The 14996-nt window shown below is 35.1% G+C and carries 11 protein-coding genes; 8 read left to right on the forward strand and 3 right to left on the reverse strand.

What is annotated here, in order from left to right; translation table 11 throughout:
• Nucleotides 1-10: 10 nt before the first annotated feature.
• Both hisD and hisG read right to left on the reverse strand, forming a co-directional pair.
• A complete protein-coding gene (gene hisD / locus AVL50_RS10630; RefSeq protein WP_062616478.1) occupies nucleotides 11-1291 on the reverse strand; it encodes a histidinol dehydrogenase in 1281 nt (426 codons plus the stop codon).
• A gap of 89 nt (nucleotides 1292-1380) precedes the next feature.
• Nucleotides 1381-2238: an ATP phosphoribosyltransferase gene (hisG, locus tag AVL50_RS10635; RefSeq protein WP_062616479.1), complete on the reverse strand. Its 858-nt coding sequence runs from the start codon at nucleotides 2236-2238 to the stop codon at nucleotides 1381-1383.
• Nucleotides 2239-2825: 587 nt separating this feature from the next.
• Between hisG and AVL50_RS10640 the strand changes: the two genes are divergently transcribed.
• From AVL50_RS10640 to AVL50_RS10675, 8 genes are all read left to right on the forward strand, one after another.
• Nucleotides 2826-5807 carry a tetratricopeptide repeat protein gene (locus tag AVL50_RS10640; RefSeq protein WP_062616480.1) on the forward strand — a complete coding sequence of 994 codons (2982 nt, stop codon included), beginning with the start codon at nucleotides 2826-2828 and terminating at the stop codon, nucleotides 5805-5807.
• A 4-nt stretch (nucleotides 5808-5811) separates the two neighbouring features.
• Nucleotides 5812-7509: a hypothetical protein gene (locus tag AVL50_RS10645; protein WP_157491265.1), complete on the forward strand. Its 1698-nt coding sequence runs from the start codon at nucleotides 5812-5814 to the stop codon at nucleotides 7507-7509.
• Between the two features lie 158 nt (nucleotides 7510-7667).
• A complete protein-coding gene (locus AVL50_RS10650; protein WP_062616482.1) occupies nucleotides 7668-8645 on the forward strand; it encodes an SPOR domain-containing protein in 978 nt (325 codons plus the stop codon).
• Between the two features lie 58 nt (nucleotides 8646-8703).
• Nucleotides 8704-9390 (forward strand): MotA/TolQ/ExbB proton channel family protein, encoded by a 687-nt coding sequence (locus AVL50_RS10655; RefSeq protein ID WP_253764272.1) that lies wholly within the window; start codon nucleotides 8704-8706, stop codon nucleotides 9388-9390.
• A 6-nt stretch (nucleotides 9391-9396) separates the two neighbouring features.
• Nucleotides 9397-9804, forward strand: a complete 408-nt coding sequence (locus AVL50_RS10660; protein WP_044211903.1) for a biopolymer transporter ExbD — start codon at nucleotides 9397-9399, stop codon at nucleotides 9802-9804.
• A gap of 7 nt (nucleotides 9805-9811) precedes the next feature.
• Complete coding sequence (locus AVL50_RS10665; protein WP_062616483.1) at nucleotides 9812-10768, forward strand: hypothetical protein; 957 nt, start codon at nucleotides 9812-9814, stop codon at nucleotides 10766-10768.
• 190 nt (nucleotides 10769-10958) lie between these two features.
• Nucleotides 10959-11492 carry a hypothetical protein gene (locus AVL50_RS10670; RefSeq protein WP_157491266.1) on the forward strand — a complete coding sequence of 178 codons (534 nt, stop codon included), beginning with the start codon at nucleotides 10959-10961 and terminating at the stop codon, nucleotides 11490-11492.
• Between the two features lie 29 nt (nucleotides 11493-11521).
• Nucleotides 11522-11947, forward strand: coding sequence for an N-acetyltransferase (locus tag AVL50_RS10675; RefSeq protein WP_062616485.1), 426 nt, complete (start codon nucleotides 11522-11524; stop codon nucleotides 11945-11947).
• 135 nt (nucleotides 11948-12082) lie between these two features.
• Here AVL50_RS10675 and AVL50_RS10680 read toward each other — a convergent pair whose 3' ends face one another.
• Complete coding sequence (locus tag AVL50_RS10680; protein WP_062616486.1) at nucleotides 12083-14995, reverse strand: glycoside hydrolase family 2 TIM barrel-domain containing protein; 2913 nt, start codon at nucleotides 14993-14995, stop codon at nucleotides 12083-12085.
• Nucleotide 14996 lies beyond the last annotated feature (1 nt).

The following is a 14996-nucleotide window of genomic DNA, read 5'->3' on the forward strand; positions in this document are numbered from 1 at the left end:
ATGAAATGTCTTAGCATTCTTTTAATCTTACTGTAATGGCATTTTTATGAGCATCTAATTCTTCTGCAGCGGCCATTCTTTCAACATGTGGTCCAAGTGTTTTCAAACCTTCTTTGTCAATCTTTTGGAAAGTGATTTTTCTGTAATAACTATCTAAAGATACACCAGAATAGTTTTTTGCGTAACCATAAGTTGGTAAAGTGTGGTTGGTGCCAGAAGCATAATCTCCTGCAGATTCAGGAGTGTAATGCCCCACAAACACAGAACCTGCGTTGATAATCTTCTCTGCAACCTCTTCAGCATTGCTCAGAGATAAGATCAAGTGTTCTGCAGCATATTCATTGACAAGATCCAAAGCAGTAGCTTCGTCTTCAATCAAGAAGCTTCTGCTGTTGTTTAATGCTTTTCTAGCAATTTCTTGACGAGGTAAAACTGCTAATTGTTTCTCTAATTCCTCTTCCGTCTTACGGATTGTCTCTTCAGACGAAGAAACTAAAATTACTTGGCTGTCTGTACCATGTTCTGCTTGAGATAATAAATCAGCAGCAATAAATGAAGGATGTGCTGTGTCATCAGCCCAAACCAATACTTCAGATGGGCCAGCAGGCATATCAATAGCAATACCCTCTTTAGTGGCTAACTGCTTAGCGGCGGTAACATATTGGTTACCAGGTCCAAATATTTTTGAGACTTTTGGGATACTTTCAGTACCGTAAGTCATGGCAGCAATAGCTTGAGCACCACCTACTTTAAATACTTTGGTCAATCCAATTTTCTTTGCAGCATATAATATGGCAGGGTGGATTTTTCCTTCAGAGTTTGGAGGTGTGCATAAGAATACCTCCTCACAGCCAGCGATAAGTGCTGGAGCACCAATCATAATTACTGTAGAAAATAAAGGAGCAGTACCACCTGGGATGTAAAGACCTACTTTTTGAATGGGAACGCTTTTTCTCCAGCATTGGATCCCTTTCATAGTCTCTACTTTCAAAGTTTCTGTTTTTTGGGCAGCATGAAACTTTGTGATGTTTTCAATGGCGATTGAAATAGATTCTTTTAGTTCTGGAGCAACTAGTTTTTCGGCTTCTTCAAATTCTTCATTACTTACTAAAAAAGAATCAATATCTGCTCTGTCAAATTGTAAAGAAAAAGCACGTAAAGCAGCATCACCTTCATTTTGTACAGCTTTTAAGATAGGCTGTACTTGTTTTTCAATTTCCTCAATGCTCATTGCGGGTCTTAATAGTAACTCAGACCAGCTTTCTCTTGAGGGGTTTTTATATAATTTCATATTTCGTCTTCATTTAGAAGAGAAGTATGATAGAATAAAAAGAAGTTATGATGAGCAGGTTTAGCCCATCATAACTTCAAAACTAATTTTTATAAAATCATCTTCTCGATTGGAACAACAAGAATACCTTCAGCACCAGCAGCTTTCAGTTCTTCAATTTTTGACCAGAAATCATCTTCTGCAATCACTGTGTGAACAGAAACGAAATCTTCATCTGCCAAAGGAAGGATAGAAGGGCTACGCATTCCAGGTAATAAATTTAAGATCGTGTCCAAGTTTTCTTTTGGAGCGTTCAAAAGAATGTATTTGTTGTTGTCAGCTGTTTGTAAAGCATTAATTCTAAACATCAACTGATCAATAATTTCTTTTTTCTCTTCAGAAAGACCAGGAGTGGCAATTAATAATGCTTCCGACTTGAAGATGCTTTCTACTTCTTTCAAGTTGTTTTGCATTAACGTACTACCTGTACTTACTAAATCACAGATAGCGTCAGCCAAACCAATATTTGGAGCGATCTCCACAGACCCTGAGATCTCATGAATATCACAGTTTACACCTTTTTCAGTTAAGAAATCTCCTAAGATTTTTGGGTAAGAAGTAGCGATACTTTTACCGTCTAAATCTTGAATATCATTGTATTCTTGTTCTTTAGGTATAGCGATTGAAAGTCGACATTTTGAAAACCCAAGATGATGGATAGTGTCAACGTTTTTGTCTTTTTCAACAGCCTCGTTGGCACCGACAATGCCAAGGTCAGCTACGCCATCTTGGACGTATCCTGGAATGTCATCGTCTCTTAGGAATAAAAATTCTAGAGGGAAATTACTCGCTTCCGCTTTTAAAGCTCCCTTCATTCTAGGAATTTTGATTCCGCATTGACGGATTAAGTTAAGTGACCCATCACTCAACCTTCCTGACTTTTGGATTGCAATCTTAAGTTTTTGCATAATCTTTTAAATTGTGTCTTACACTTTTAGTGTTTACACACGAAGTGTTAAATGTTCATTTAGTTTTATAATGAAGTGGATAATCCCACACTTCACTCTAATATTAAATTTTATATCAAAGCTACTTATTTTTTTACAAAATCATATTAAAAAAATCTATTAATCGACATATTTATAAAAAATTAATGTATAGTTTGATAATTGTTGATTTAACCGATTGATAATAAGAGCTTGTGTGAACTATCAACGAACCGCGAAGATAATAGCATTATATTTAAGATGCATGATTCAAGTAGGATAATGCATTAAACTTCACTCTTTAATTTCACAAAATAGCCTTTTTTGGCCCTATTTTTATGTTTTATAAAGTATTCTGCATAAATGAATACTTATAAAACTTTTAATAAACTATTATAATATTCATTTTTGTTTAAATTAATAGTAAAATCTATTTTGTATCCACTCCATTGAATTACAAAAAAAAGATAAACCCTAAAAATATATTTTTTAAAGCAATGATCAATTGTCTAAAAAAGAGCTTCAGGATTCTAATTTTATTACTGTCAACCTTTTCATTTGTACCTTCAATGGCACAAGAGTCATTATATTTTTCTGATGAGGTTAAACTGTTTAATAAAGGAATTGTTTTATTTAATGAGAACAATTTTTCTGCAGCTAGAAGGTATCTTTCTCGTTTTCAACAAAAACATTGTGGTGAAGATGAAAAATGTATCGAAACAGCCTATTATATAGCAGTTTGTAATCTTGAATTACAACACCCTGATGCTGAAAGACAGATCGTTGACTTTGTCAATCAATACCCTGTTCACCCTTTTTCTAATAAAGCTTACAAGGTGTTGGGAGGATATTATTTTGAAAAAGGTGAATATGCCAAAGCATTAGAAGCTTTTAATAAGGATCCACTATTTGATTTCTTTGATGATGATGATGTTCGAGTAGCTTATCAGGCCGCTTATTCAAATTTTGACCAAGGGAATATTGATGAAGCTAATAAACTTTTTCAGATCATAAAAAGAGGAACTCATGCTTATGCTTTAAAAGCGAGTTATTATGCCGGATATATAGAGTTTGATAAAGGAGAATTTGAAGCAGCAATTGCTGATCTTGAAAAGTCAACAACAGATCCTTCTATTAGAACTCATGCCTATGCTTTGTTGCCAATTGCTTATTATAAAACAGGGCAAGAGAATAAAATGCTAGAAATGGTCAATGAGGCCAAAGAATCAGGTATTCATCTGCCACCAGATGCATTTTTATTTACTGGTAAAGTGTATTATAAGAAGCACAATTATGATAAGGCCCTTTTTTATTTTGATGCTTATATGTCTGAAGTTCCAATTCAAGCTATCGATAGAGTGACAGCTTATCAGATCGGTTTCTCTAAATTTAAGATGAAACTTTATCATGAAGCCATTCAACCTTTATCAATAGCAGCCGACGAGAAGGACGAGTTAGCACAAGTAGCGTCTTATGATCTTGGGGTAACTTCCTTGTCGATAGGAGAAAAGGATAAGGCCCTTTTGGCTTTTGAACAATCAAGATATTTAACTTTTAATAAAGAGTTGCAAGAACTAGCGGCTTATAATTATATCAAAGTTCTTTTTGATGTGGGGTTGTATACTCAAGTACCTGACGCTTGTGACTTCTTTGTGGCCTATTTTCCAAATTCAGGAAAAAAAGACGAGATAGATCATTTGCTTCAGGTGGCTTATGTAAACTCAGGTGATTACACAAAAGCACTTGAGATGTTTGATAAAATGTCTTATGTCAATGTAGATACAAGACGTGCATATCAAGAGGCTGCTTTTAATAAGTCAGTGGAAAATGCAAATGATGATGATTGGAGGGGAGCAATTAATTACTTACTGAAATCACAACGTTTTCCAATTAATGAAGACTTATTGAATGCCTCCAATTATTGGTTGGGAGAGGCATATTCTTTCTTAGAAGTTTATGACTCCGCTGTTCTATCCTATAATAAAGTTCCTGTAAGCTCTCAGTTTTACGTACCTAGTTTATTTGGTAAAGGTTATGCAAATTATGCTGATGAAGAATATGAGTTAGCCATCAATGATTTAACGGATTATATCAATAAGGGAAGAAATATTGAGTCGAGAGAGAAAATAGGTGAAGCGATGTTGAGAAGAGCAGATTGTTATTTCGGACTTCAAAATTATAAAGTGGCCATCCGTTCTTATAATATGGCCATTTCTTCTGGGGTGGATGAATTGGATTATGTCAACTATCAAATGGCTCAGAATTATAAAGCATTAGGGCAACTGGATAATGCCATTCGTTTGTATCAAAAAGTAGGAAATGATTATAAGAGTTCTACTTTTGCCCCATTAGCTTATTATCAAATTGGTTTGGTGTATGCGGAAGAAGATCGAAATGCAGAAGCAATCAAGAGTTTCACACAAATCATCAATAGATACAAAAACACTGCGGTTTACATTCCTAGTTTGGCAAAGCGAGCTTTATGTTTTCAATTAGAAGGTGAGATGTCTTCGTCAGAAAGGGATTATAAAGAAGTGATTGACACAGATCCTACTTCACAATATGCGGAAGCCTCAATTACAGCATTGCAAGATATCAATTCTAGTGGGTATGCGGTAAGTGAAATCAGTAACTATCAAACGAAATTCAAAGAGGCCAATCCGGAAAGTACAGCAACACTAAGAGGTGATTATGAATTGGCTATTCAGCCTTACCAAAATAAAGATTACGATCAGGCCATCATCACTTTACAGCAGTTTATTGATAATTCACCTTACTCTCAATATACTGATGATGCGGCTTTTGCATTGGGTGTAGCTTATAAATTCAAGAATGAAAAAGAAAAAGCAATTACAGCTTTTCAGATTGTTCAGAAAATGCCGACCAAAGAAAAAGCTTTAAGATATATTGGAGAGTTGCAGTTGCAGACTGAGAAATTTGATGACGCAATTGTGACATTTGTGGAACTAGAAAAAATAGCCACTAGAAAATCTACTTCATGGGCTGTATATGTTGGTTTGATGAAAGCTAATTATGAAGTGAAAGATTATGGAGCTACTAGAGCTTATGCAGATAAAATCATTGAGAATAATGTAAAAAGAAGTCTTTTGGAGGCTGAATTATACATTGCGAAAGTACATCTGCAAGAAGGTAAATTGAATGAAGCGTTGACATTGTTTGATGAAGTAGCTCAAAAAGCAAGCTCAAAAATTGGTGCTGAGGCTCAATATTTTGTGGGATATACTTTAAGAGCCAAAGCCTTGAAAAACGAGACTTCAAAAGAGGTTTTAAAAACAGGGATTGATCAAAGTACAACGGCATTGATTGATGTTCAGAAAAGATTTGCAAGTTACACAGATTGGACCAGTAAAGCTTATTTGTTGATAGCTGAAAATTATATCAGTTTAGAAGATTTTTATCAAGCAAAAGCAACACTAGAATCCATTTATAATTTTACTTCTTCTTCAGTGGACAAAGAGTTTGCAAAGAGAAGAATTGCAGAATTGGAAGAATTGAAAGAGAATGCAAGTAACCAACAACCGTCCAACTAAGAAAATGAAGAACTTTAATAGATATATAATTTTCGCTTTTTGTCTCCTGATTGGTACTCCTCTGATGGCCCAAAACAATGATAACTCCAATCTTGATAATGCTGAGGTTGTGATTGAGAAAAACTCAAGCTATGAACTGCAGACCATGGGCAGGGAATACGATAAAATCCAAAGAATTGAAAAGAAAGTAAAACCTTCACCTCAAAATTATGAGTTGGAATTAATTGGGATGAACTTGAATGATTCATTACCTAAGCAATTGCCAGCCGTAATTGATGATCATGAAGAAAAGAAATATTACAGCAAATACATCAGAGTAGGGTATGGTAATTTTATTACTCCTTACATTGAAGGTGGTTTGAATAGTAATCGTAATCCTGATTTTGATTATGGAGTAAACTTTTTACATCGTTCTTCACAAGAGGGCAGTGTTTCTAGGAAACTTTCTGCGGGAAGCCATAATGCGGTTGATGGTTTCGGTAAGTATTTTTCAGATTATGGTACGTCTTCTTTTTCAGTTGGTTATGATAGAGTAGGGACCCATTTTTATGGTGCTGAAGGAGATGAAACACAGATTAGTCAAGATAGTATCAAACAAATCATTAATAATATTAGCTTAAAAGTTGGCCATGAAATGCCATCTTATCTTACAGGAAATAGCTATTCGCTAAAAGGAGATTTATTCTTTGATTATACTTCTGATAAATTTGATGCTAATGAATTGGAAATTGGAGTTGATATTCATGGTGAGTATGAGTTATTGAATGACGCTAAAATTCATTTAAACCTTATTGGTGCATTCAATCAATATAAAAATCAGTCAACCACAGATCAGGCTATTGAATTAAACAGAAGCTGGATGAAATTTGGAGGTGTTTACGAGGCTAATTTTGATGAGTGGTATATTAAAGCGGGAGCAAAAATAGCTTACAGTGCTGATACCATTTCTTATGATAAAAACTTTTATTTCTATCCTGATGTTTTTGTAGAATATACGATTTCAGAAGATGAATTGGCCGCATTTTTAGAAATCAAGGGTGATTTAAATCTTGTTGATTATAAATCGTTGACCAATGAAAACCCATGGGTGAGTAATGATTTAACTTTGTTGCATGAAAACCGATTAATTGATGTGAGATTAGGTGCTGATGCCATTGTAGGTGGAGATGTTGGGATAAGAGGCAGTATAGGATATGCTGTAGTCCAAAATATGGGATTTTTCATCAATGATCCTACAGATGTTTCAAGGTTCTTAATGGCTTATGCGACAGAGGGAAATACAGGTGTTTTCAATGTGAATGTTGCAGGGTCTTGGACCCAGCGTGAATGGATGGTTACAGCATCTACAAACTGGAATATGTATTCGATCAGTGATGATTTGATCTCGGATCCTTATCATAAACCTCTTGCCGTTAACAATGTTTCTGTAGCCTATAAGTATCTTTCAAACTGGACTTTTAAAGCAGATATTTATAATAAGATTGGTTTGAAGGCCTTGGAGGTAGATGCTCAGACTGCTGAACAGAAAACAATTTCACTCCCAATGATCTTTGATTTAAACCTATCTGCTCAGTATAATATCAATGAAAATTTGGATGCTTTTGTATTGGTTAATAATCTTTTTGCTCAAACTTATGAGAATTATTACCGATACAATGTGAAAGGATTCCAATTGATGGCAGGTGTAGGTTACCGTTTTTAGTCTTATAAAGGTTTAATTTCAGTCGTTTTTTATGGTTTTTATTCCCTAAATGGCTAAATTATCAATCGAATTACAAAATTAATACAATAAACTCTATTACTTTATACCAACATGTGAGTGATTCTACTGAGTAATAGTGTTGTAAAGAAAATTGTTGCATGATTGCTGATGCTATTAAAAATGCTCTCCTTGATTGGGGTGTTGTAGTTGTTCCAGATCTAGGTACATTTTGGTCTGAGGAAAGTGGTGCGGAAGTTTCTCCTTCAGGAAATATCATAAAACCTCCACATGTTACCATCTCCTTTTCAAAATCTGAGGATGATGTTGAGATGTACTCATTGGTGGTATATATCTCCAAAACGGAAGATTTGGATGAAGATGAAGTAGCGATTCAGGTGAGTATGTTTGTGGCTAATCTTCAGCAAAGATTGGAAGATGGTGAGACGGCGCCGATTGGAGATCTTGGGTATTTTATTCAGGATGATAGTGAAGAGATAATTTTCCGTCAGAGAAATGAAAGTAATATCACACCAGAAAGTTTTGGTTTACCTAAAATCACGGCAACTCCTTTGATGGAAGATGAGATTGAAGAAGAGGAGGAAGAATACAATCAGTATGAAGAGGAACCACCGGCCAAAAGACCTATTTGGTTGTTTATTGCAATACCAGTAATTATTATTCTGACTGCTGGAGGATATTATTTCCTGAAACCATCTTCAGAAACTCCTCAAGAAGAAATCACGCAAGAAGAGGTGATTGAAGTAGAAGGTACAAATGAAGGAGAGGTTGTAAAAGAAACAACAGTAACGGAAGAAGAGACGGGGGAAAGTACAACGACAACTGTAGAAGAAACCGTAGTGGAAGAAGCTGAAATAGTTGTTGAAGAGGAAAAACCTCAGTCAGTTGCTTCAAGAAATGGTAATTATCATATTGTTATCTCTTCTTTTGGTGATAAGGCCAAAGCTGAATTGGCAGTGTCACAGGCTGAAAAGAAAGGTTTTGAGCATGTAGGAATTATAGTATCCAAAGGAAAATATAGAGTAGCCTTGAAAGGATTTAATTCTCATCAAGATGCAAAAGAAGAACTGCCTCATGCACAGTCTAAGTTTAAAGGTGCATGGATTTGGAGAAATTAATTTCCAAATCATTTTCATTATCCATATTTATGTCGAAATAAAACACTAACAATAAATCATGAATTTTTTATCGATTTTACAAGGCACAGAAATGCCCGAACAAGGAATGCAAGGTACATTTGAAGAGAGTGTATCATTGTTTCAACTTCTAGAAAAAGGAGGAATTACTATGGTTATCCTTGGGGTATTATTTATTCTTGCCATGTATATTTTAGCGAATAGAGTACTAACGATTCGAAAGGCCAAAAAAGATCCAACTTTATTACTTGATAAAGTAAAAGCACAAGTTTTGAAAGGAGATATTGAAGCCGCTAAAAAATATTGTGCTAGAGATACTACTCCAATGGGAAAAATGTTGGAGACAGGTTTAAAACATATTTCTTCTAATCTGAATACAATTGAGAAAAGTATTGAGAACGTAGCGAAGATTGAATTATATAAGTTAGAAAAAAATGTGGGTATGGTAGGTATGATTTCAGGTGCGGCACCAATGATTGGTTTCTTTGGTACTGTAATCGGTATGATCAACGCCTTTATTGCCATTTCACAAGAAGAAGGGTCAGTAAGTCCTAAGTTGCTATCATCTGGTATTTATGAAGCTATGATTACAACGGCAGGTGGTTTGGCAGTAGGTATTTTTGCTTATGTTTCTTACAACTATTTAGTACGTCAAATAGAAGATGTTGTACATAAAATGGAAGTGGTGACGATTGATTTTATTGAACTATTACAATCACCAAACTAGAGGACTATGGGATTAAAACCTGAAAATAAAATCGACCCTACTTTCAACATGTCCTCTATGACTGACATGATCTTTTTATTGTTAGTCTTTTTTATGTTGACCTCTAACTTTGTAACTCCTTCCGGCTTACCAATTGCTGTACCAAGTAGTAAAGCATCAAAAAAAGTAATGCCTAAAGTGTATGTGAGTATTACAAAAGATCTGCATTATTATGTGAATGAGGTAGAAGTACCTCTTTCTTTTCTAGAAGATGAATTGAAGGCAGTTTTGCCTGCAAAACAAGAAGGTGTTGTTGTTTTAACGGTAGATAAAGATGTACCTGTGCAACATCTTGTAAACGTAGCAGGTATTGCAACGGCACTTAAAGCTAAAGTATCCATCGCCACTACACCGACTTCTTCGGTAGGAAAATAGTTTTGCCATGAAGAAAACGGAACAAGAAAAAAAGCAGGAACGCAAGAATAGAAACCTATCACTATTGATAACATTAATATCTGTAGTGATTTTAGGTGTCTTTGCTTGGTTTACTGTGGTTTGGTCTCCACCAGATCCTCCTATTCCTCAATACGGTATAGAAGTGAATTTCGGTTTGGATGATGCAGGAAGTGGAGATGTTCAATCAAAAGCTCCTTCAACTGAAGAGAGCGAGTCGATTGAAGAACCAAAACCGACTCCAGAAACAGAGACAGTGGAACAACCCGTGGAGGAAGTGGTAGAAGAAGTTGTTGAGGAGCCAATTCCGGCTGAAACAACACCAGAACCTACTCCAGTGGAAGAAGTTGATCCTACACCACCTGCTGTAACGGATGCACCAGTGGAAGAAAGTGTGGAAACAACAAAAGAAACCATTCAACCGAAGGAAGAAAAGGTGGAGGAGAAAGCTCCTGTTGAAGAGAAAAAAGTGGTTCCAGAAAAAAAGGAAGTTCCCAAAATCAATACTCCAGTCACGGGAACATTATTGAAAAAGCCTGAAGGAGGAGATGGAAATTCATCAACTCCCAAAGAAAATAATAATGGAAATGTAGAAGGAGCAAAAGGTGATCAAGGGAGTAAGAAAGGTACTCTAAACGCAGATGCACTTTTAGAATCTGCTGGTGGTGCTGGAGGAACTGCATTAGATATGCCAGGTTGGAACTGGATTGATCCTCCTGAAGTAGATGATAGCTCCAGAGAAACCGGTAAGATTATTTTTGAGATTCAGATAGATGATTTTGGCGAAGTTATTTCTGTAAAGACAATTTACAGGTCAGTCACAAAACAGGTAGTAGATCAGTACAGAGAAGCCGTGGCTGAACTAACATTTGAACCAACTGATGCAGATACTAATATCCAAAGTATCACAACAGGTAGAATTACATTTATTATTCGATCGAAATAATATTCGCAATAAAAATTTTATTATTTATACCCCGAAAATTTCTTTAAAGGTTTTTTCGGGGTTTTCTTTTCAAAGATGAGTTTCAATATTCATTACTATGATTTTTTATTTAATCGTCTTTCTTGTATTCTTCTTTAGTATAGCCTTTTGGATTTATAAAATTATTCAACACTATAGAAGAAGAAATACGATGTCGTTCATTATAAACATCTCTTTATTCTTCTCATTGGTGGTTGTTATTTTATGGAACCTTAGATTATTCCCTCTATCAAAGAACTTCTATATAAAAGATAAGGCTGAACTTCTAACTGGTAAAGAATTTTGGAGTTGGAAGGTGTTTTCTTATGATGAATTTGGAGTCAGAGGAGAAGGTTACACTATTGATATTTATGAATTTGATTGGGAAACCGCGATGTATTTTGAAGATCCTGATCAACAATTTTTTACTAATTTCCCGAAGGAGCTCGAGTATAGAGGGAACTGGAATAGACATAAATGGTATAGAACACCTGTTATAAATTCAGAAGTTCAATTTCTAAAACATTCTTTAGGTCATGGACGAAGTTTTGATGAAGAAATGATGAAATATATCTCTTTTGTAAGGAACTTAGCACAGTCAGAAGGATCATATTATGCTTTCAATCATCTTGGAGATTTGAATGTTGACTTTTTTCTATTATCTCCAAAAGAGAAAGTAATAGTTTTGATCAATCATAATATGTAGTATTTTTTTAAACTGAAACCATTAATTCAATGAAAATTGAGGTCACTTCAAACCCTAAAGCTGAAGATTTAAAAACGATAAGTGAGGGTATTCAAAGTTATAATCAAGAATATATTTCGAATGAGGTTGTATTTGAACAAGATACTAAGTTTGCTGTTTTTGTAAAAGATAATCAAGGCAATGTTTTAGGAGGTATTCGAGCGTGTGCATTTTGGAATTACTGTATAATAGAGTTATTGTGGATCTCAAAAGAGGCTAGAGGAATGGGAGTAGGAAGCCAATTGATTTCATCAGCGGAACGGTATGCAATTGAAAATGGCTTTGAATATATGAGAACGGAGACTTTGAGCTTTCAAGCACGGCCTTTTTATGAACAGCAAGGTTATAAAGTGTACGGTGAATTAGCTGATTACCCTAAAGGACATACAACTTATTGTTTAGTAAAGAAGCTTTAAATGAAAATTTGCTGTATAAAAAAATCCCTCTTAGTCTAAAAGTCTAAGAGGGAAACACATTTTTATGAAATGAAATATTATTACTATTATCGTATTAAATTGGATGAAGATAAAAGTCATCCAATGTTATGTCTTTTATAATTCTTTTGCGTGAGCATTTGATTTTACTTGTCTTAATTCAAAACCATTTAATACTACAGGAACATCCTGAGCGTGGTTTTGCAAGGTCAATCTCACATCTCCTTTGCCATCTGAGTAAATCAAGAATTTCGCTTTAGCAGGATAGAGGTTGCCTAATTTTGTACCGCTTGTAGGTTCAATAGCATGAACAACGGTTCTCTTTCCCTTGCTATCATCCGCAACAATTTGGTAAGTGTTTAATTTCTTCTCCAAAATTGCAGTTCCTTTCAACTTCGCTAAGACTTTGATAGAGTGGTGGTAGGTTACAATTTCATAAGTTCCTTTTGGTAAGCTTTTGAAAGTGACATCCAATTGATCATCACCTTTTACTTTTACAGCATCCATAGCTAAGTAAGGTTGATTCCCCAATAAGCCAAATGCAGTATTCCATTCTAACTTTCCTTTTTTAGCACTAACAGTTACTTCTGCTTTATAATCCTCTAAAGTGTAAGAAGATTTTGAAGTACCGTCCCAACGGTTCCAACCGAATTGTAATAGTTGGTCATCAGCACCCATATCTACTTTTACAATTGGATAATTAAATGCGTCTTTGATTTTTTGTTGACGGATATCTTTGTTGTAAGCTATTGTTTTACCTTCAATAACAGAAGACTTTAAACCTTTCGCCTTGGCTGTGATTTTGAAAGTGCCTTCTTGTAATGTAGACCTTAAAACAATAGAAGCAGTACCCCAATAAGCCTTATTTGGATTGGCACCTATTTCGGCATCACCAACCAAAATTCCTTCACCTTCGATCTTAAACGAAACCATAGATTCATTGTTCACGACATGGTTTCCATCTTTATCCAAAATATAAGCTCTTACCATCCTCATGTCAGAACCACTCGCAAGGATAGGAGCATTTTGTTCCTCAATTTCTAATTTCAGTTGATAAGCCTTTCCATATTTGTTTAATGTATAATCAACTACTTCAACACCTCTGATAAATCCTTTTGCCTTTAAATCTCCTTTTTCTTCATTTAAAATAAATGTATAAGAAGGAGAATTACAGTGGCTTCTATTAGGATCATCATCTGGTTTTTGCTTGGCTACCAATTTTCTATCGTTATAAAGTTCAACTTCATCACAGTTACTGAACACCACCACTTTGTTGTCTCGACTAGCTCTCTCATCTCCGATGTAGACCATTGGAGTTGTTGTCATTTCTGACTTATACCAGAAGTTTACAGGGTTAGGAACTCTATAGAATGAGAAAGGTCTTCTTGGTTGCATTCCCCAATCTTTTTGGAATGAAAAATAATCATGTGCTGTCCAAACTGCTACGCCAAATCGATTGGCAGAAGCTTTGGATTTAGAAACTTCAAATTGATTTTTTAATGCATCATAAGAAGAACCATGCTCACATAAGAAAGAAAAATCATTTTCAGTAACAGGCATATTTTGATAATCCATTGGAGTATAGATGTCACAAATACCCGAATGCACAGGTCCCGTCCAAGGGGCACCATTTGAACCTGTCATTCTTGTAGGATCTTCTTCCTTACAAGCATAGTGTAATCTTTCTACTGGACCTCTATGATTCAGACCACCGCTCCACATCAAAATTGAAGGATTATTTCTGTGGTTGCGAATCATGATTCGAGTAGCTTCTTCAAGGTTGTCAAACCATTCACCTTCAACAAAATGAATCCATGATGGAGCTTCTTCAATCAATAAAATACCTAATTCATCACAAGCTTCAACAAATGAGTTGTCATGAGGATAGTGTGCCAAACGGACCACGTTATAACCTGTTTCTTTTAATTGTTCAGCATCTTTTCGGTGTAAACTGTTAGCTACCGCATCACCTACAAATGGATATTGCTGGTGCTTATTCACTCCAATTAGTTCTACAGGCTCACCATTTAATAGAAAACCTTTTCCATCTATAAAATCAAACCTTCTTATCCCTAATGGGTTCTCTACCATATCCATCAATTGATTGTCTTGATATACTAAAGTCTGTACTCTGTATAAATATGGATCATCAATAGACCATAAATGAAGATTTTCAGTGATACCAGTAGTTTGCTGGAACGTATGATCACTATTAGGACCAACCTGATGTTGATCAATTGCTTTTGCAATTACATATCCATCTTTATCAATAATTCTTTGTTCAACTTTAGCTGAAACAGCTGTATTTTGTTCGTTTCTGACAGTAGATCTAATATTAACAGTAGCATTATTTTTTGATACTGTTGGAGTTGTAATAAAGATTCCCGCATATTTATCTTCCCAGTTGAATGTGATATTCAAAGGATTTTTGACTACTAGATAAACATCTCTATAAAGTCCACTGAATAGGATGTAGTCCCTACGATCACCATCAGGTGGAATATTCGGATTTAATCTATTATCTACACTTAATACAATTGTATTCGGTTTTCCATCTTTATGAACAAAATCAGTAACATCAAAATGGAATGGTGTAAAACCACTTACCATATCCTCACCAACATATTTGCCATTTACCCAAAGTTTAGTGTGTTGGTGAGCCCCTTCAAACTCCAAAAATATTTTTTGACTTGGATTAGCCTCAATTTTCAATTGCTTTCTATACCACCCAATATAACGGTGGAAAGTTTCTTGAAAAGAAGAATCAGTACAATTGTCTAACTCATTAGAAGAGAGTTTCATACTATGAGGTACGTTGACTACTTCCCAATTTGAATCGTCAAATGAAGTAGAAGAGACCACTTTCTCATCTTTTTCACCTCGGTAAAAAGACCATTGTTCATTGATGTCCAACTTTACTCTGGCTTGTTGAAGCTCAATAGTTGTTTGTGCAAAAAGGTTAGAACAGAAAAGAATGCTACCAAGAAGTAGCATTCCTCTGAACAACCCTAAGGGGTTGAATGTTTTCATC

It is taken from the genome of Flammeovirga sp. SJP92 (assembly GCF_001583495.1).
Lineage (GTDB): Bacteria > Bacteroidota > Bacteroidia > Cytophagales > Flammeovirgaceae > Flammeovirga.